Below are 19405 nucleotides of genomic sequence, written 5' to 3' on the forward strand. Positions count from 1 at the left end.
GTCCTGATCCGACGGCGGGTCCTCGCCGCTCCGTCCTGATCCGACGGCGGGTTCTGGCTGCCAGCCGAGCGTTCGTCGGTCGGTCCTGCGAGGATCGTTGACGTGCACCTCCTCTCGGTCTTCAGCCTGCGCAACCGGGCCCTCATCGCGCTCGTCACGATCGTGGTCGCGGTCTTCGGCGGCATCGCGCTCTCGAGCCTCAAGCAGGAGCTGATCCCCAGCGTCGAGTTCCCGCAGGTCGCGATCGTCAGCGCCTACCCCGGAGCCACGCCAGAGGTGGTGTCGAACGACGTCTCGACCAAGATCGAGCAGGCGATCCAGGTCGTCCCGGACCTCGAGTCGACCAGTGCGACCTCGTCCACCGGGCAGAGCGTGGTGTCGGCGTCGTTCCAGTACGGATCGAATCTGGCCAGCGCGGAGGACAAGATCCAGACGGCGGTGAACGCGCTGTCGCTGCCCGACTCGGTGCAGACGCAGATCGTCACCGGGTCCTTCGACGACCTGCCGGTGCTGCAGGTCGCGGTCTCGGCGTCCGGAAACCAGGAGCAGCTCGTCGACCGGCTGCAGGCCTCGGCGATCCCCGACCTCGAGAAGCTCGACGGTGTGCGGCAGGCGGACGTCTTCGGCAACCCGGGTCGTCGGGTCGTCATCACGCCGAACCAGGACGAGCTCGCCGCCCGCGGCCTGACCCAGACGGCGATCTCGGACGCGCTCGACGACAACGGCACCCTGATCCCCGGCGGCACCATCACCGAGGACGGCTCGACCCTGTCGGTGCAGACGGGCGAGCGGATCGCTTCGCTCGACGACATCCGCGCCCTGCCGCTGACGAGTTCTTCGGGCTCGTCGAGTTCTTCGGGGTCGGACGGGTCGGGTGCCGCCGGTGCCGCCGGGACGACATCGTCCGGTGACGGCACGGCTGCGGGTGCCACCGGTACGGGTACGACCGGCACCGGCGCGACCGGTGACACCGCGACGGGCGGGTCCACGACCGCGGCCACTCCCACCGACACCACCCTGGGCGACGTCGCGAAGGTCGCCATCACGGAGTCGCCGCGCACCTCGATCAGCCGCGTGGACGGCCAGCAGGCCCTGACGATCTCGATCACGAAGACGCAGGAAGCCAACACCGTCGACGTCTCCAAGACCGTGCGCGACGCCCTGCCCGGCATCGAGGACAAGATCGAGGGTGACCCCCGCTTCACCGTCGTCTTCGACCAGGCGCCCTACATCCAGCAGTCCATCGACTCCCTGGCCGAGGAAGGCCTGCTCGGGCTCGCCTTCGCGGTGATCGTCATCCTGGTGTTCCTGCTGTCGTGGCGCTCCACGCTCGTCACCGCGATCTCGATCCCGACGTCGGTGCTCCTCGCCGCGATCGGCATGCGCGCCGCCGGGTACACGCTCAACATCATCACGCTGGCGGCCCTCACGATCGCGATCGGCCGCGTGGTCGACGACTCCATCGTCGTCATCGAGAACATCAAGCGGCACATGCTCCCCGGCGTCGACCGCGGCCGTGCCGTGCGGGACGCCGTGCGCGAGGTCGCCGGTGCGGTCACCGCGTCGACGCTGACGACCGTCGCGGTGTTCCTGCCGGTCGCCTTCGTCGCCGAACTCGTGGGGGAGCTGTTCCGTCCGTTCGCCGTGACCGTCACCCTGGCGCTCGTCGCGTCGCTGTTCGTCTCGCTCACCATCGTCCCGGTGCTCGCGTACTGGTGGCTGCGCCCGCCGAAGGCGAAGCCGGGCGACGCGACGACGGACGCGGAAGCGGAAGCGGAAGCGGTCGCAGCGCCGTCGGCTCCCGACGTCGAGCACGATCGCTCCGAGGGTGCGCTCGCCTCCGCCGCCGACCTGCACGACGCCGGCACCGCCGACCGTCTGCGCCGCGTCTACCTGCCGGTGCTCCGGTGGGTCGTCCGGAAGCCGGTCGTCGTCATCCTGCTCGCCGTGATCGTGCTCGGCGGAACGGTCGCCACGCTGCCGTTCGTCACCACGAACTACCTCGGCGACTCGGGGCAGAACACCTTCACGGTCACGCAGGACCTGAAGGCCGGCTCCAGCCTCGCCGTCCAGTCCGAGTCCGCCCGCAAGGTCGAGCGCGCGCTGCAGGACGTCGACGGCGTCGAGACCGCGCAGACCACCATCGGCACGAGCGGCCAGTCGATCCAGGCGGCGTTCGGCGGTGGCGGCAGCGCCTCGGTGCAGTACGCCGTCACGACCGACGCCGAGGCCGACCAGCCGACGATCCAGGCCGACGCCCGGAAGGCGATCGGGTCGATCGAGAACGTCGGCGAGGTCACCATCGCGTCCTCCGGCGGCGGGTTCGGCGGCAGCAGCGACATCGAGGTCGACGTCACCGCGCCGACCCAGGCGCAGCTCGAGACCGCGTCGCGCCAGGTGCTGAAGACCATGCAGTCGGTCCCGGACACCACGGGCGCCACGAGCAACCTGTCCGCCGCGGAGCCGTTCCTCGCCGTCCGGGTCGATCGCCAGAAGGCCGCGTCACTCGGCCTGACCGAGACCCAGGTGGGTGGCCTCGTCGCCGCAGCGGTCTCGCCGCGGGACACCGGCAGCATCGAGATCGACGACGCGACGCTCGACGTCTACATCGCCGACCCGGAGCCGCCGACCACCATCGGTGCACTCCGTGCCCTCGACGTGCCGACGAGCACGGGCACGGTCCCGCTGTCCGACGTCGCCACGGTCGAGGAGTCCGAGGGGCCGACCACCGTCACCACGACGAACGCGGCCCGCACCGCCACGATCACCGTGACGCCGGACGCCACGAACCTCGGTGCGGCCGTGCAGTCCGTCACGACCGCCGTCGACGAGCTCGACCTGCCGAAGGGTGCGACCGCCTCGATCGGTGGCGTCGCCGCCAGCCAGTCGTCGGCGTTCTCGCAGCTCGGGCTCGCGGTGCTGGTCGCCGTGCTGATCGTCTACGTGATCATGGTCGCGACGTTCCGGAGCCTGCTCCAGCCGCTGCTGCTGCTCGTGTCGGTGCCGTTCGCGGCGACGGGCGCGATCCTGCTGCAGATCGCGTCGGGCGTCCCGATCGGTGTCGCGTCGCTTATCGGTCTGCTCATGCTCGTCGGCATCGTCGTGACGAACGCGATCGTGCTCATCGACCTCGTCAACCAGTACCGACGGCGCGGCTTGCGGGTGCGCGAGGCGTTGATCGAGGGCGCCACACGACGCCTCCGTCCGATCCTGATGACGGCGATGGCGACGATCTTCGCGCTGCTGCCGATGGCGATCGGGCTGACCGGCAAGTCCGGCTTCATCTCGCAGCCGCTGGCCCTGGTCGTGATCGGTGGCCTGGTGTCCTCGACGCTGCTGACGCTCGTGGTGCTGCCGGCGCTGTACTTCGTGGTCGAGCGGGCTCGCGAGCGCCGCGCGGATCGGCGGGCAGCGCGGCAGACGGAGCCGGGCGAAGCGGTCTAGCGGCGGTACTCGGCGTCGATGGCGGCGAGGGGCGAGACGACGACGCGCTCGGTCCGCTCCTCGCGCTCGACCGCACGGAACCACGACACGAGCACCAGGGTCAGCGTCACGAGGAACACCACGGCGGCGCCCTGCGACACGACGGCCAGCTGCCCGGTGACCGAGGCGTACCCACCGAACGACACCGCGGCGACGAACGACAGCCCGAGCAGCAGCTCCCCGAACGTCTGCAGCGCCGGGCGGTCCCAGCGGGTCGCAGCGGCGCGGGCAGGGCGGGTCGAGGTGTCGGTCACCCCCGAAGTCTGCGGCCGGGCGCGCGGCAGCGGCAGTCCCGACTCCGGGTGGCACCCACCCGGGGCACGCGGTCGGACGCCCTGCGCGGCCGGCCGGTCGGACGCCCTGCGCGGTCAGGCGATCAGCCGGTCGGCCGGCGCGGTCAGCCCAGCTGCGTCCGCAGGAACGTGACCACGCGGCGGCTCATCGCCTCGTCGAGCTGGGCGATCGAGTGCGCCGTGCCCTCGACCGCCACGAACGTCACCGGGACGTCGTGGGACCGGAGCGTCGCGGCGAACTCCTGCGACTCCCACATCGGGATGAACTCGTCGGTGGAGTGCCCAATGAAGAACGGCGCGGTGTCCGAGGTGACGTGGAACTCCGGCGACGCCCTGGTGGCCGCCGGGCACCTGGCGTACGACCGGCACCCCAGGTAGAGCAGCTGCTTGCGCTGGAAGGCCGCCGACACCCCGTCGGGCTCGGTGGACCGGGTGGTCAGGTTCGTCGGCCCGCTCAGGTCGACGACGGCACGGATCCGGTCGCCGTCGGCGTACGCGGCGGAGTCGTGGTCGGTGACGGCGAGCATCGCGGCGAGGTTGCCGCCGGCGCTGCCGCCGAACACGCCCACTCGCTGGGAGTCCACGTCGTAGGTCTCGAGCGTCGCCGGACGGAACACGTAGTCGAGCGCACGGCGGACGTCGTCGAGCCCGGCCGGGAACGGGTCGGTCGGCGCCAGCCGGTAGTCGACGTTGAACGTCACGAAGCCCTCGGACGCCAGGTACTTGCACACGGACCGGTAGGCGGCGGTCGCCTTGTCGCCGTGCGACCAGCTGCCGCCGTGGATCATCAGGACCGCCGGGCGTCCGGTGGCGGCCCCGACCGCTCGGGCATCGGGGTCGGCGGTGGCCGAGGCGGACGGCGTCGCGGTGGGGGTCGCCGTCGTCGCGGGGTCGCTGTCGGCCGGCAGGCACACGTCGAGGCGCTGCAGCGGATCGGTGCCGTAGGGCACGTCGGCCACCACGTCGATTCCGTGGTACCGCAGCGACAGCGGGTAGATGATGCTGTCCGCGGTCACCGTGGCGTTCTCGTCGCCGACCGGGTCCGTGCTGCAGGATGCCATCGCCCCGAGCGCCACGACCGCGGCGACGAGCGCGAGCACTGAGCGGCGGCCGGACTTCATCACGTCCACGCTAGCCGCACCGGCAGCCGCCCACGTCACCCGAGCGGAGGACGGCAGTGCGAGGATGAGCACGGCAGCCGCCGACCGGAGCACCGCAGGAGGACCCGTGAGCAATCGCAAGGCCTGGAACGCCGATCCCGAACCACTGCTCCGCGTCGAACCCGGGTTCCGCCTCGACCAGGTGGACCCGGACGGCACCCCGGGCTTCCCCGGCCGCAAGATCGACGGCCTCGAAGCCCTCGCCGCCGGAGCCTCCCGTCTCGCCGCCCTGCAGGAGCGCCTGTACGCGGCGTCGACCGCCGGCGACGAGCGGCGGGTGCTGCTCGTGCTGCAGGCGATGGACACCGCGGGCAAGGGCGGCATCGTCTCGCACGTCGTCGGAGCGGTCGACCCGAACGGCGTGCACTACGCCGGCTTCAAGGCCCCGACGGCCGAGGAGCGCGAGCACGACTTCCTCTGGCGCATCGAGAAGCAGCTGCCCGCAGCCGGGCAGCTCGGCGTGTTCGACCGCTCGCACTACGAGGACGTGCTCGCCCAGCGGGTCCGTGGGCTCGCCGCGCCGGACGAGATCGAACGTCGGTACGGCGCGATCACCGCCTTCGAGGACGGCCTCGCCGCCGCCGGCACGACCATCGTCAAGGTCATGCTGCACATCTCGAAGGACGAACAGCGCGAGCGCCTCGGCGACCGGCTGGACCGCCCCGACAAGCACTGGAAGTTCAACCCGGGCGACATCGACGACCGCCTGCTCTGGGACCGCTACCAGCAGGCGTACCAGATCGCCCTCGACCGCACGTCGACCCCGCAGGCTCCCTGGTACGTCGTGCCCGCGAACCGCAAGTGGTACGTCCGCCTCGCCGTGCAGCAGCTCCTGCTCCGGGCGCTGGAGGACATGCACCTGTCGTGGCCGAAGGCGGACTTCGACGTCGCCGAGCAGCGTCGTCGGCTCGCGGAGTCCTGAGCGCACGACCCCGGCCTGGAGGCCCGTCCCGCGCCCGGCACGCCGCCGCCGGACCGCGCGGGGCTGGCGTCAAGGCACCGGCTCGCGTAGACTCGCTCGGTCGGCCTTCGACGTCGTGACATTGTGATCACGGAAATTCTGCTGGGTGTGTGTTGCTCGAGGGCTGGAATCACGTCGACTCGCGACGGGATGAACCCCCTCTCCGCAAGCAGCCCCCGCCGATGTCGCTGTCGGGCGCTGCGGTACGTTGCGCACCCGAGAAAGCAGCCATGGCCCCGTACAACAAGGGCGGCGCGGACAACCGCGCCTCCGACCGCGTCCGCCACCCGAACGGCACCCCCGCCGCCCGCAGCAGCAAGCACCGCGGGTTCCGCGCCGCCGACTCCTCGCAGCCGCGCCAGAAGCAGCGCTGGGACGCCGAGGAGCGTCGCGGCCGCGCGTCGCAGGGTGAGCGTCCGGCCCGTCCGAACTGGGAGCCGCGTGACAGCGGCGGCCAGCGGCGCCCCGACCGTGACGACCGTGGCGGCCGTGGCTACAACCGCGACGACCGTGCCCCGCGTCGTTTCGACCGCGATGACCGCGCACCGCGCAGCTTCAACCGTGACGACCGCGCGCCCCGTCGTGACAACGATGACCGTCCCCGTCGTTTCGACCGCGATGACCGCGCCCCGCGCAGCTTCAACCGCGATGACCGTGCCCCGCGTCGTGACAACGATGACCGTCCGCGTCGTTCGTTCGACCGTGACGACCGTGCGCCCCGTCGTGACAACGACGACCGTCCCCGTCGTTCGTTCGACCGTGACGACCGTGCGCCCCGTCGTTTCGACCGCGACGACCGCGCTCCGCGCAGCTTCAACCGCGACGACCGTGCGCCCCGTCGTGACAACGACGACCGTCCCCGTCGTTTCGACCGCGACGACCGCCCGCGTCGCTCGTTCGACCGGGACGACCGTGCGCCCCGTCGTGACAACGACGCTCCCTACTCGCACGGCCGTCCCGACGCTTCGCAGGCTCCGCGTCGCGCCGGTACCGGCGCGCAGGGGCCCAGCCCGCGTCGCTCGTTCGATCGCGATGACCGCGCCCCGCGCAAGTTCGATCGCGACGACCGCGCCCCGCGCAAGTTCGACCGCGACGACCGCAGCGACCGTGCCCCGCGCCGCTCGTTCGACGAGCCCGAGCGCGGCAAGTTCGTGCCGGCCGACGACGTCAAGCTCGAGAAGCTCCAGGCCGAGGCCACCATCGCGGCCGACGTCGAGGGCGTGACCTTCGGCGACCTGGGCATCGGCGGCAACATCTCCCGCGCCCTGCAGGAGCTCGGCGCCTCGAGCCCGTTCCCGATCCAGGCGGCGACGATCCCCGACGTGCTCGCCGGCAAGGACGTCCTCGGCCGTGGCCGCACCGGTTCCGGCAAGACCATCGCCTTCGGTGCGCCGCTGGTCGAGAAGCTCATGGAGCACGGCGGCGGCACCAAGCGCAAGATGGGCCGCGCCCCGCGTGCGCTCATCCTCGCGCCGACCCGTGAGCTCGCCCTGCAGATCGACCGCACGGTGCAGCCCATCGCCCGTTCGGTCGGCCTGTTCACGACGCAGATCTACGGCGGCGTGCCCTACGGCCGTCAGGAGGGCGCGCTCGAGCGCGGCGTCGACATCATCGTCGGCACCCCCGGTCGTGTGCAGGACCTCATGAACAAGGGGAAGCTCGACCTCAGCGAGGTCATCATCTCCGTGCTCGACGAGGCCGACCACATGTGCGACCTCGGGTTCCTCGAGCCGGTGCAGGAGATCCTCTCCGCCACGGCCGAGGTCACCCCGCAGGGCAACCGCGCGCAGAAGCTGCTCTTCAGCGCGACGCTCGACACCCAGGTCGCGGCGCTCGTCGAGCAATTCCTGCACGAGCCGAGCGTGCACGAGGTCGCGGGTGAGGACCAGGCGTCCTCGACCATCGACCACCGTGTCCTCGTGGTCGAGCAGCGCGAGAAGGACCGTCTCCTCGAGGAGCTGGTCGCCGGCGACGGCAAGACCATCGTCTTCGCCCGGACCCGCGCCTACGCCGAGCGTCTGGCCGACCAGTTCGAGGACGCCGGTATCCGCGCGACCTCGCTCCACGGTGACCTGAACCAGTCGCGTCGCACGCGCAACCTGCAGCTGCTCACGAGCGGCCGCGTCAACGTGCTCGTCGCCACCGACGTCGCCGCCCGCGGCATCCACGTCGACGACGTCTCGCTCGTCGTGCAGGCCGACGCCCCGGACGACTACAAGGCGTACATGCACCGCTCCGGCCGCACGGGTCGTGCCGGCAAGGAGGGCACGGTCGTGACCATCGTCCCGCGTGGCCGCATCCGCAAGATCGAGGGCATCCTCGAGCGCGCCGAGATCGAGGCGGACCTGGTGCAGGCCGCACCCGGTGACGGCATCGTGTCGGAGCTCGCCGCGCGGTAGTCGCGAGCACACGACGGACGGGAGGCCCGGTACCAGCTGGTACCGGGCCTCCCGTCCGTCACACGGTGCGACCGAAGACCGCACTTGCGCCCGGGTCATCCTCTCGGAGGACCCAGAGTCGCCGTGCTCATGCCCCCGGCTGATGACACGGGCGAGCAGGACCGCTGCAATGATCACGTGACACCCGCAGCGCTCGTCGGACGACTCCGCCGGTTCCCCGTCTCCGTCTCCGTGGCCGCAGCGACGACCGCGCTCCTCGTGACCGCGCGGATCGCTCACGCCGAACCCGACTTCCCGCACCACCCGCCCGTCGCGTGCCTCGCCATGGTCCTCGTGATCGTGACGACGGTGCTCGCCGAACGGTCCCTCGGTTCCGTCCGCACGGTGGTCATCGGCGTGGTGGCCCCGGCGCTCGGCGTCCTCGGAGCCCTGCTCACCGTCAGCATCGGGTCAGCGCTCGGCGAGGCACACGCCGAACTCGCCGTCGGCCAGCCGCTCTTCGCCCCGTCGATCGTCGCCGCCGCCTTGCTCGGTGCCGCTTCGGCAGCGATGCCCGCGCAGCACCGGTGGCGTACGCGAGCCGCGCTCTGGACGGTCGTCCTCACGCTCGTGCTCTTCGCCGGCCACGGATCGGACCTCGCCCGTGCCCTGGCGACGCTGCTCGGCACCGCAGCCGGTTCGTTCGTGGTGCGCCGGGCCTCCGGTCCCGACGCGCCGACCGCGCGTGACACCGTCAGCGCACGCACCTGCGTCGTCGCGACGCTCATCGCGCTCGGCGCGGGCACCCTGGTGACCCCTGTCGTGCCGGACCCGGACGGCGTGCTCTCGGTGTTCGCCGACGCCATGAGCGACCGTGCGGTCGTCATCGTCGGGCTCCTCCTGCTGGTGTCCGCCTGGCTCGTGCAGCGTGGCCGGCGGACGGGCATCGTGCTCGCCGTCGGCGTGCTCGTGACGCTGACCGCTGTCCTCGCCGATGTGTTCCTCATCGAACCGATGACCGACGACGCCGTGCAGTGGCGCGGTCTCGGGCTGGACGCGATCGAGTGGCAGGTCACACTGCTCGGCGCGTGGCTCGTGCCGGCGATGGTGCTGCTGGCGGTCCTGGCGCTCCGCGGACGCCTCGTCCGCTCGCGGTTCCGTGCCGCCACCGACGGCCGCGGTGCCCTGGTCGAGATGCTCCGCGACGGCGATGCCGGAACCCTCGGCCACATGGGCACCTGGCGCGGCAACGCCACCTGGACGGACCCGGACGGACGCGGGGCCGTGGCGTACCGGGTCTGCGGGGACGTGGCACTCACCGTGTCGGATCCGGCGTGCAGCGCTGCGGACCGCGCCGAGGTCGTGTCCGCGTTCACGGCCTTCTGCGACCGCAACGGCTGGGTACCCGCGTTCACGAGCGTGCACGACCCGGTGCGGCAGATCCTCGCCGCCGACGGGTGGACCGCGCTGCCCGTGGGAGTCGAGTCGGTGCTGGACGTCGCCACCTTCGACCTGCGCGGCAAGAAGCGGCAGGACCTCCGGACGGCCTCGAACCGGGCGGACCGTGAGGGGGTCCGCGACGAGTGGACGACCTTCGACGCCCTCGCTGACGAACACCGTGCCGAGGTCGAGGCGATCTGCACGCGGTGGGCGAGCGACCGGAGACTGCCGGAGATGGGGTTCACCCTCGGCGGCTTCCACGAGCTCGACGACCCCGACGTCCGACTCATGCTGGCGGTGACGGCCGACGGGCAGGTGACCGCGGTCACGAGTTGGCTGCCCGTGTACGAGCACGGCGTGCTGGCCGGCTACACGCTCGACGTCATGCGCCGCGGCGACGACGGCATGCCGGGCGTCATGGAGTTCCTCATCGCCCGGACCGCGATCCGGGCACGCGACGCAGGCCTGCAGATGATCAGCCTCTCCGGCACGCCGCTCGCCGCCCACGACGGCGCACCGTCACTCGTGTCCTTCGGATCGGTCCTCGTCGCCCGACTCCTCGAGCCGGTGTACGGGTTCCGGTCGCTCCAGCGCTTCAAGGAGAAGTTCGGCGCCCGACACGAGGCGCTCTGGATCGTGGTCCCCACGCCGTTGCACGTGCCGCGGGTCGCACGTGCCCTGGCCGGCGCGTACGTACCGGGCCTCCGTCCGAAGCACCTCTGGGCACTGCGGCAGGCACACCGCTCGGTCGTGCGCGAGCCCGCTCCGACGCGGGTGGTGTCCGAGCAGTGAGTCCGACCGAGTGGCTGCTCGCCACCCAGCTGCAGGCGCCGTCCAAGCTCGTCCCGCTGGACGTGGCGTTCGCCGTGCTCGGTCTCGCCGTCCTGCTGCCGGCGCTCGGGGCGCTGCGTTCGCGCGTCGCGTGGCGACGGGCCGGGGTCCGCGCTGCCGTCGCGGTGGTCGCCGCCGCGGTGGTGCTCCTCGTGTGCTGGGTCCTCAGCGATCTGATGAACCTGTTCGGCGTCGCGCTGAGCCCCGTCACCCGGATGTGGTTCGTCGTTGCCGCAGCTGCACTGGCCCTGGCGGTCGTCGGACTCGTGCAGGGCCGTCGCTGGCGCCGCGTCCTCGCCGGGCTGCTCGTGCCGACCGCGCTGCTCGCGTCCGCCCTCGGGGTGAACGTCGAGTTCGCGATGTACCCGACGCTCGGCACCGTCGTGCAGACGGACCCGTTCCCGGAGCTCGACCTGGCCGCAGCCCCCGTCGCCACCATGCCCACGACCGGCGAGGTCCGCACCGTCGAGATCCCCGGGGAGCGATCGGGGTTCCCCGCACGGCCCGCCGTCGTCTACCTGCCGCCCGCTGCCCTGGTCAGGGATCCGGCGCCGCTGCCCGTCGTCCTCGCCTTCTCCGGTCAACCGGGGGCTCCGAGCGACCTGTTCACCGCCGGCAGGATGGGCACCGCACTCGACGGGTACGCCGCAGCCCACCACGGCCGAGCGCCGATCGTCGTCTCCGTCGACCAGCTCTCCGCGCCCGGCCTGAACACGATGTGCGTCGACTCGGACCTCGGCAACGCAGCGACGTACGTCACCGAGGACGTGCCGCGCTGGCTGACGGCGCACCTCCCGGTGACCCCGGACCGCCGTGCGTGGGGCCTCACCGGCTTCTCGCAGGGGGCGACGTGCGCGATGCAGTTCGCCACCGCGCACCCCGACCGGTTCGGGGCCGTGCTCGCGGTGTCCAGCGAGCTGCAGCCCATCGACCAGAACCCGCAGCACAGCGCGGACCGGGCCTTCGGCGGATCGGTCACCGCGTGGAAGGCCGCCGGTCCGATCGCGCAGATGCGGGCGGACGACCTGCGCGGGCACGCGTTCTGGTTCACCGCGGGGTCGGCTGACGGGGCGTTCAGCCGCAGTGCTCGCGTCCTCGCCGACGCTGCACGGGCAGCGGGCGCGGACACCAGCGTCGCGTTCGCCCCGGGGAGCGGACACGACTGGAACACCGTGCAGTGGTCGTTCCGCACCGAGCTCCCGCACCTGGCCGACGCGCTGTCCGCGGGGCGTCACTGATCCGCGCCACCGGGGTCTGACCCACCTTCTGACGGACGGGAGGCCCGGTACCAGCTGGTACCGGGCCTCCCGTCCGTCACATGGTGAGCACCAATGGTCGGGTCGCGACGTCGGACCCGACCATTCCTGCTCACGAAGCGGCGGCGCGGCCGCACGGCCGCGCGCGCTCAGCGGTTGAAGAACAGCAGCCCGCGCACGAAGCCGGCCTGCCCGGCGTGCTGCGTGCAGTCGTCCAGGATGCTCACGAGGCGCGCGCCGGCCGTCACGGGCGGGTCCCACGCGTCGTCGACGACGGGGTCGAGGTCGTCCGGGCCGAGCGTGCCGAGGTACGAGACCGTGCGCTCGTGCACGGCGCGCAGGTACCCGGTGAGCAGCTCGGCGGAGGCCCGCACCCGCCCGACGTCGTCGCGGGACATGCCGTACCCGAGCGCCTCGGCCGGGAACGGCAGCCCGAACCGGTCGTACCAGCCGTCCGCCGTCCAGACCTGCTCGGAGCCGGCGAGCTCGGCGATCTGCACGTCCTGGCCGCGGGCGATGTGCCACGCGAGCCACGCGAGGGTGTTCGCCCCGGCGGCCGGCCGTGCCGCGAGCTGGTCTTCGGAGAGCCCGTCGACGGCCCGCTCGACCGTCTCGGGGACGCGGGAGAACGCTTCGGTGAGGAGTTCAGAGGGGGTCATGGCGCTCACGCTACGCGCGGGTCGTGACACCCGCTGTCACACGGCGGCGCTGCGGTGGTGGCGCTCCAGGGCGGCACCGAGCCCTTCGAACGCGGCCGCGACCACGGCGCGGTCGGACGGTGCGACGACCTGCCGGAACGCGTCGGAGTAGACGGCGCCGACCTCGCGAGCGACCGCCGTGCCCGACGGTGTGAGGTGCAGGAGCACGCTCCGGCGGTCCTCCGGGTTCGGGCGACGTTCCAGGTGTCCGTGCTTCTCGAGCCGGTCGATCAGCGACGTCATCGCCCCGGTCGTGAGCTCGAGGTACTCGCCGGCCTGCTTCGGGGTCACGCCGTGGCCGCCGGCGGCGCTGAGGAAGAACACGAAGCGGGTGTCCGTGGCGTTCAGCCCGCGGATCGTGCTCTCGTGGTGCAGGACCCGTGCGTGCTGCATCTGGAGCACCCGGAAGGCGGTGAGCAGTCGCGGCAGGTCGGCGTCGGGGTCCGTGTCGGCGGTGACGGGGTCCAGCGCCGTGACGTCGGGCGACATCGGTGCCGGCGGCGTGGTGGGGGCGACGCGCGCCGCGGGGACGGCGGGTGCGTGCGGGGGGAGGACGACCGGGTCGGTGTCCGTCATGGGAGCTCTTCTCGGGTACAGGGTGGGAACTTCAGTCAACAAGTAACTCACTCGTCAAGATACCCCCATCAGTGGGGACATCTCAGGTCTTGTGAGCTGCTCGAACGCCAAGTAGCTTGATCGTCGTACCACCTCGGCACGTAGCGCGACCAACCACCGCGGGCCCGTCCGAACCACCGATCAGATCTCTTCCTCACGGAGTCCAACCATGTCTCGTGTCACGCCTCGTGCTGCCCGCCTCGCCGCCTGGATCGCCATCCCCGCCGCCCTCGTCGCCTCGGGGGTCGTCGTCTCGACGGCCTCGTACGCGGCGTTCTCCTCGACCACCGTCAACCCGACGAACAACTGGACGGCCGGCAGTGTCGCCCTGTCCGACGACGACAACAACACCGCGCTGTTCACGGCGAACAACCTGAAGCCCGGCTCGGCCGGTGCGAACTGCATCGCGGTGACCTCGACCGGTTCGCTGCCCTCGGCCGTCAAGCTCTACGGCACGAACGTCTCGACCACGAAGGACCTGGCCGCGAACGTCAACCTGACCATCGAGCAGGGCACCGGCGGCGGCTTCGGCTCCTGCTCCGGCTTCACCCCGGCCGCCACCGGCGGCTCGCTCTACAGCGGGACCGTCGCGGGCTTCGGCGCCGCCTCGACCAACTACGCGACCGGCATCGGCACCTGGGCCCCGACCGGCACCGCGTCCGAGACGCGCGTCTACCGCGTCAGCTACACGGTCTCGAGCACCGCTCCGAACACCGTGCAGGGCGGCACCGCAGCCCTCGGCTTCACCTGGGAGGCCCAGAACAGCTGAGCCGGGACCGGGGCCGAACCAGCCCCGTCCGTTCCCTCCCCGCAACGCGCCCCCGGTCGAAGGCAGTCATGAGCAGCATCGCAGTGCACGGTGGTCCCGCACCGCACGCAGCGGTCCGTGACGCCGTCGACTGGGGGCGCGTCGTCGTCGCCACCCTCGCCCGGGGCGTGGTCGCGACGCTGCTCGGGCTCGCGCTCTGGGCGGCCGCGCCGGCGCTCATCGGCTGGCAGCCGACCACCGTGATGACGGGCTCGATGGAGCCGCGGATCGTCCCAGGTGACGTGGTCGTCTCGCGTCCGGTCGGTTCGGGCGAGATCGCGACGGGCAAGGTCCTGCTCGCCGACGACCCGGACCAGCCGGACCACCTGCGCATGCACCGCTACGTCGAGGACGGCCCCCGCGGCACGATGGTCACGAAGGGCGACGCGAACCCCCAGCAGGACTCCACGCCGATCGAGCGCTCCGCCGTGCACGGGGTCGCCTTCCTGCGCATCCCGTTCATCGGGACACCGATCCGGTGGATCAGCGCCGGGGAGTGGGGCCTGGTCGCGATGCTCGCGCTCGGCCTGACCGCGGTGCTCGCGCTCTGCACGATCGACGGGTCGCTCCGGCGACTCGTCGAGTCCGACGACGACACCGACGGCGCGGCCGGTGGTCCGGACGACGCGGCCGGTCCGGACGACGCCGCCGGTCCGGACGATGCCGCCGGTCCGGCAGACGGTACCGACGACGGCCTGGAGGCGCGGGACGGCGCCGCCACGAGCCTCCCGACCGCTGCGTCCAGCGTCCTCACCCGTCGCGCGCTGCGTCGACGAGCACGTCGCGTGCGGCGGCTGCGCCGCATCGGCGGGGGCGCCGCGGTGCTCGTGCTCGCTGCGGCCGCCGGCGTCCTGCTGCCCGGAGCGGCGGACGCGGCCCCGTGGTCACAGACCACCGTCGCACCGACCGCGAACTTCACGGCGGGCACGGCGACCGGTGTCCCCACCCTGACCTGCGCCCCGGCGGGGTCGAACACGGTGACGATCGCCTGGACCTACGACAACGGCGCGACCGTGCCGGTGTCGTTCGACCTGATGAACGGGACGACGCAGGTGGCCAGCGCGACCACCGCCGGTGCCCGTTCGATGCCCTACGCCGGCGCCGGGCTCCTGAACCTCGGCACCACGTACACGCTGCACCTCCGCACGAACCTCGGCAACAACTGGACCGCGACGAGCACACCGACGGTCAGGGTCCGGGTCGTCTCGGTGCTGGGCCTGGCGTCCGCGAGCTGCGCGACCGCCTGAGCCCTCCACAGGGCACCGCGAGGTGCCCTGTGGATGTCCCCGGCCGGCGTTACCGTGGCCGCATGCGCATCCTGCACACCGGCGACTGGCACCTCGGCCGCACACTGCTGGGTGCCGACCTGCTCGAGCACCAGGCCGCGTTCACCGACTGGCTCGTCGACCTCGCCCGCGAGTGCGCGGTCGACCTCGTCGTCATCGCCGGCGACGTCTACGACCGCGCGATCCCGCCGGTGGACGCCGTCCGCATGCTCTCCCGCGCGCTGGAACGCCTCGCCGAGACCACGACGGTGGTCCTCACGCCGGGCAACCACGACTCGGCCGCGCGGCTCGGCTTCGGGGCCGGCGTGATGGGGCAGCGCGTACGCATCCTCGCCGAGCCCGCACACGTGGCCGATCCGGTGCTCGTGACCGACCACGACGGCCCGGTGGCCGTGTACGGCATCCCGTACCTGCACCCCGACCTCACGCGGTACGCCCTGGCGGCGGTCCCCGACGAACCCCTCGCCCGCTCGCACCACGCCGTCGTGCACGCCGCCACCGAACGGATCCGCGCCGACCTCGAGACGCGGGCCGGCACCCGGAGCGTCGTCGTCGCGCACGCCTTCGTCGGGGGCGCCGACCCGAGCGACAGCGAGCAGGACATCCGCGTCGGCGGGGTCGACCGCGTCGCCGAGTCGGTGTTCGACGGGTTCGACTACGTCGCCCTCGGGCACCTGCACGGCCCGCAGCGCGTCGGCGACGACGACCGGATCCGGTACGCCGGGTCGCCGCTGGCGTTCTCGTTCGGCGAGCGGCACCAGCGGAAGTCCGTGACCATCGCCGACCTCGACGCGGCGGGTGCCGTCACCGTCGAGCTCGTACCGACCCCGGTGCCACGGCGGCTCGTCGACGTCCGGGGCAGCATCGACGCCATCGAGTCCGGGGAGTTCCGGGCCGATGCCGAGGCCTGGGTGCGCGTCGCGGTGACCGACACCGTGCACCCGGAACGCATGTACGCCCGCGTGAAGGACCACTTCCCGCACGCTCTGGCGATCACGCACGAACCGGCGGACCGGCCGGCCGCCACCGCCGCGCGGGCCGTCACCGCGACGTCCGACCCGGTCGAGGTCGCCGGCGACTTCGTGGCCTTCGCCACCGGCGGGCTGCCCGACGACGACGAACGCGCGGTGCTGACCGAGGCGTACGAGGCCGCGGTGCTCGCCCTGCAGCGTGAGGGGGACCGCTGATGTACCTGCACCGACTCGAACTGCGCGCCATCGGGCCGTACCCCGACCTCGTGACGATCGACTTCGCGGCGCTGGCCGCGTCCGGGGTCTTCCTGCTCGAGGGGCCGACCGGTTCCGGCAAGTCGACGATCATCGACGCCGTCGTGTTCGCCCTGTACGGCGGACTGGCCGGTTCCGACGCCAGCTCCGACCGGCTGCACAGCCAGCACGCCGACCCGGCGGTCGAACCGTTCGTCGAGCTCGTGTTCGAGACCGGCGCAGGCGTGTTCCGGGTCCGGCGCACCCCGCAGTACGACCGCCCGAAGCAGCGGGGAACCGGCACGGTGAAGCAGCAGGCGTCCGTGCAGCTGTTCCGACTCGCCGCGCCCACCGACGTCGCCGGCGAACCCCTGTCGTCCCGCATCCCCGAGGTCGGGGTCGAGATCGCCCGGATCGTCGGGCTCGACCGCGCGCAGTTCCTGCAGACCGTGGTGCTGCCGCAGGGCGAGTTCGCACGGTTCCTCCGCTCTCCGGGTGAAGACCGCCGGAAGCTCCTGCAGTCGTTGTTCGGCACGCAGGTCTACGACCGCACCGCCGACGAGCTCGCCGCTCGCCGCCGAGCCGTGCAGGCCGAGGTAGAGGGCGCCGACGACCGCGTCCGCGACGCCCTGGCCCGGTTCGCGCAGGCGGCCGACCTCGCCGAGGCCGACGAGTCCGTCGTCCCCGGTACGGTGGCGGCCCTCCGCGCCACGGCCGACGCCGCCGGGGCAGACCGAACGGCTGCGGCTGCCGCTGCGACGGCGGCGACCGACCACGAACGATCGGTCACGGCCCGTGCGGCCGCCCTCGAGCGACGAGCGGCACTGCTGCGGCGGCAGGCGCTCCTCGACGACGACGCCCCGGTGATCGAGCAGGCACGGGCCGCGGTCGCGACGGCCGAGCGTGCCGCCCGGGTCGCCGCGGTGGCCGACGGCCTCGACGCCGCGACCGTGCGGGCCGACGACACCGCCGGGGCAGCAGCCCGGTTGCGCGACCAGCACGCGCTCCGCGCCGTCGACGCACAGCAGATCGCCCGGCGCCGCGACACGCTGACCGACGCCCTGTCCGACGTCCGGCACCTCGTCGCGGTCGAGGCCGAAGCGGACGCCAGGCGCACCGCGATCGCCGAGGCCACCGCGACCGCATCGCGGCTCACCGACGACCTCGCCGCGCTCGACACCGCGCTCGAATCCCGGCCGTCGGAACGAGCACGGATCGTCGAGGCCGCCCGGACCGCCTCGACGACCGCTGCCGACGCCGACGCCGCCGCGCACGAGGTCACCCGGGTGCAGTCGCTCGGTGCCGACCTGGCCGCGCGCGACCGCGCCGAACAGCGCGTCGCCGATGCCGAACGCGTCGTGGCTGATGCCCGCCGTCGGGCCACCGAGGCGCTCGATGCCGAACGCTCCCTGCGCGAGCGCCGGATCGCCGGGCTCGCCGGCGAGCTCGGTGCGGCGCTGATCCCCGGCGACCCCTGCCCGGTGTGCGGATCGACGGCGCACCCGTCGGTGGCCGCGCCGCAGGACGACCACCCGACGATCCAGGCGGTGGAGTCCGCGGGCGACGCCACGCGTCTGGCCGACCAGCAGCTCGCCGACGCCGCGGCCGACCTGGCCGTCGACCGTGCGGAGCACCTCCGGCTGACCGCCGTCGTCGGCACGGTCGACACCGTCGCCCTCGACGCCATGGCGGTGGCCGCCGACGAGCGGGTCCGAGCGGCGCACGAGGCTGCGGCGCTGGTGCTGGAGCACGAGCGCGAGCGGACGGCGCACGACACCGCGACCCGGGCGCTCGAGCGTGAGCGGAACGACCTCGACGCCCGGCGCACGGTGCTCGCGTCGACCGCGGCCTCCGATGCCGAGCGGCTCGAGGCCGACCTGCGATCGGTGCACGACGCGATCGAGCGGCTCGCAGCGCTGCTCGACAGCGACGACGACAGCGACAGCTCGCCTGTCTCGCTCCGGGCCGTGGTCGACGAGCTCGACGGGCGGCTGACGGTGCTCCGTGCCGTCGCCGAGGCCGACGACCGCGCGGCCACCGCGGCCCGCGCCCGCGACGAGCGCGGCGCCGAGGTCGCCCGGGTCCTCGACGAGCAGTCCTTCCCCGACGTCGCTGCCGCACGAGCCGGTCTCCTCGATCCCGACACCGTCGCGCGCTTCCGCAGCAGCATCAGCGCAGCCGAGTCCGAACGCGCCGTCGTGCGGGCAGGGCTCGACGACCCCGCGGTGGTGCAGGCCGCCGACGACGATCCGGAGCAGCTCGACGTGCCGGCGGCACAGGCCGAACGGGTCCGCGCGACGGCCGAGCTCGACGAGGCCACCCGGCTCGCGGTGACCGCAGCGCACCGCGCCGAGGCCGTCGAGCAGTGTGCGACCGAGGTCCACCGCACCGTCCGTGCGCGACAGGAGACCTCGGCCCGCAGCCGCGCCGTCGTCCGCCTCGCCGACGTCGCGAACGGCGTGGCATCGGTCAACCCGACCGGCATCACGCTCGGCACCTACGTGCTCATGCGGCGCTTCGAGGACGTCGTGGCGGCGGCGAACGACCGGTTGCGCGGCATGCTCGCCGGGCGCTTCACCCTCGAGACCTCCGACGAGCGGGAATCCGGGTCGCGGTCGCGACGGACGGGGCTCGCCCTCGCCGTGCACGACCACACGACCGACACCGTCCGTGATCCCCGCAGTCTGTCGGGCGGCGAGACGTTCACCGTGTCACTGTGCCTGGCGCTCGGGCTGGCCGACGTCGTGCAGGCCGAGGCCGGCGGGGTCTCGCTCGGCACGCTCTTCGTCGACGAGGGGTTCGGCACGCTCGACCCCGAGACCCTCGACGACGTCATCGGACAGCTGTCCCGACTGACCGCGGGCGGGCGACAGGTCGGGATCGTCAGCCACGTCGAGGAACTCAAGCAGCGGATCCCGGAGCGGATCGCCGTGCGCCGCACCCCGACCGGCGGCTCGCGGGTGACGACGACGGTCTGATCAGACCAGACCA

General features: G+C 72.7%; 13 protein-coding genes. 9 read left to right on the forward strand and 4 right to left on the reverse strand.

The genetic code is table 11. From position 1 onward, the window contains the following. Positions 1-102: 102 nt before the first annotated feature. Positions 103-3444 (forward strand): efflux RND transporter permease subunit, encoded by a 3342-nt coding sequence (locus DEJ00_RS07010; RefSeq protein ID WP_258373575.1) that lies wholly within the window; start codon positions 103-105, stop codon positions 3442-3444. On the opposite strand, the gene DEJ00_RS07015 is transcribed toward DEJ00_RS07010, so the two are convergent. Both DEJ00_RS07015 and DEJ00_RS07020 read right to left on the reverse strand, forming a co-directional pair. Continuing rightward, complete coding sequence (locus DEJ00_RS07015; protein WP_027465048.1) at positions 3441-3737, reverse strand: hypothetical protein; 297 nt, start codon at positions 3735-3737, stop codon at positions 3441-3443. The two genes, DEJ00_RS07010 and DEJ00_RS07015, sit on opposite strands and share 4 nt — an antisense overlap. Before the next feature lie 143 nt (positions 3738-3880). After that, on the reverse strand, positions 3881-4897 hold the full coding sequence (locus DEJ00_RS07020; protein WP_139179289.1) for an alpha/beta hydrolase: 1017 nt from the start codon (positions 4895-4897) through the stop codon (positions 3881-3883). A gap of 106 nt (positions 4898-5003) precedes the next feature. Between DEJ00_RS07020 and DEJ00_RS07025 the strand changes: the two genes are divergently transcribed. The 4 genes from DEJ00_RS07025 to DEJ00_RS07040 all read left to right on the forward strand — a co-directional run bounded on the left by DEJ00_RS07025 (position 5004) and on the right by DEJ00_RS07040 (position 11784). After that, entirely contained in the window at positions 5004-5858 is an 855-nt protein-coding gene (locus DEJ00_RS07025) for a PPK2 family polyphosphate kinase (protein WP_181440106.1), read from the forward strand. A 269-nt stretch (positions 5859-6127) separates the two neighbouring features. Then, positions 6128-8296 (forward strand): DEAD/DEAH box helicase, encoded by a 2169-nt coding sequence (locus DEJ00_RS07030; RefSeq protein ID WP_111056848.1) that lies wholly within the window; start codon positions 6128-6130, stop codon positions 8294-8296. A 177-nt stretch (positions 8297-8473) separates the two neighbouring features. Beyond that, entirely contained in the window at positions 8474-10507 is a 2034-nt protein-coding gene (locus tag DEJ00_RS07035; RefSeq protein ID WP_181440107.1) for a bifunctional lysylphosphatidylglycerol flippase/synthetase MprF, read from the forward strand. Further along, the gene (locus DEJ00_RS07040) at positions 10504-11784 is read left to right on the forward strand and encodes an esterase family protein (RefSeq protein ID WP_111056850.1); all 1281 of its coding nucleotides are present in this window, start codon (positions 10504-10506) and stop codon (positions 11782-11784) included. Before DEJ00_RS07035 ends, DEJ00_RS07040 begins: the two co-directional genes overlap by 4 nt. Positions 11785-11951: 167 nt before the next feature. Here DEJ00_RS07040 and DEJ00_RS07045 read toward each other — a convergent pair whose 3' ends face one another. After that, entirely contained in the window at positions 11952-12461 is a 510-nt protein-coding gene (locus DEJ00_RS07045; RefSeq protein ID WP_071248315.1) for a DinB family protein, read from the reverse strand. 36 nt (positions 12462-12497) lie between these two features. After that, positions 12498-13076: a MarR family winged helix-turn-helix transcriptional regulator gene (locus tag DEJ00_RS07050; protein WP_111056851.1), complete on the reverse strand. Its 579-nt coding sequence runs from the start codon at positions 13074-13076 to the stop codon at positions 12498-12500. A 208-nt stretch (positions 13077-13284) separates the two neighbouring features. Here DEJ00_RS07050 and DEJ00_RS07055 point away from each other — a divergent pair, with 208 nt between their 5' ends. The 4 genes from DEJ00_RS07055 (at position 13285) to DEJ00_RS07070 (ending at position 19392) form a co-directional block, all read left to right on the forward strand. After that, positions 13285-13884, forward strand: coding sequence for a hypothetical protein (locus DEJ00_RS07055; protein WP_111056852.1), 600 nt, complete (start codon positions 13285-13287; stop codon positions 13882-13884). 68 nt (positions 13885-13952) lie between these two features. Next, on the forward strand, positions 13953-15170 hold the full coding sequence (locus DEJ00_RS07060) for a S24/S26 family peptidase (RefSeq protein WP_111056853.1): 1218 nt from the start codon (positions 13953-13955) through the stop codon (positions 15168-15170). Between the two features lie 62 nt (positions 15171-15232). Then, complete coding sequence (locus DEJ00_RS07065) at positions 15233-16396, forward strand: exonuclease SbcCD subunit D (protein ID WP_111056854.1); 1164 nt, start codon at positions 15233-15235, stop codon at positions 16394-16396. Continuing rightward, a complete protein-coding gene (locus DEJ00_RS07070) occupies positions 16396-19392 on the forward strand; it encodes an AAA family ATPase (protein WP_111056855.1) in 2997 nt (998 codons plus the stop codon). The genes DEJ00_RS07065 and DEJ00_RS07070 overlap by 1 nt, the downstream gene beginning before the upstream one ends. Positions 19393-19405 lie beyond the last annotated feature (13 nt).

It is taken from the genome of Curtobacterium sp. MCLR17_039, from assembly GCF_003234745.1.
Taxonomy (GTDB): Bacteria; Actinomycetota; Actinomycetes; order Actinomycetales; family Microbacteriaceae; genus Curtobacterium; species Curtobacterium flaccumfaciens.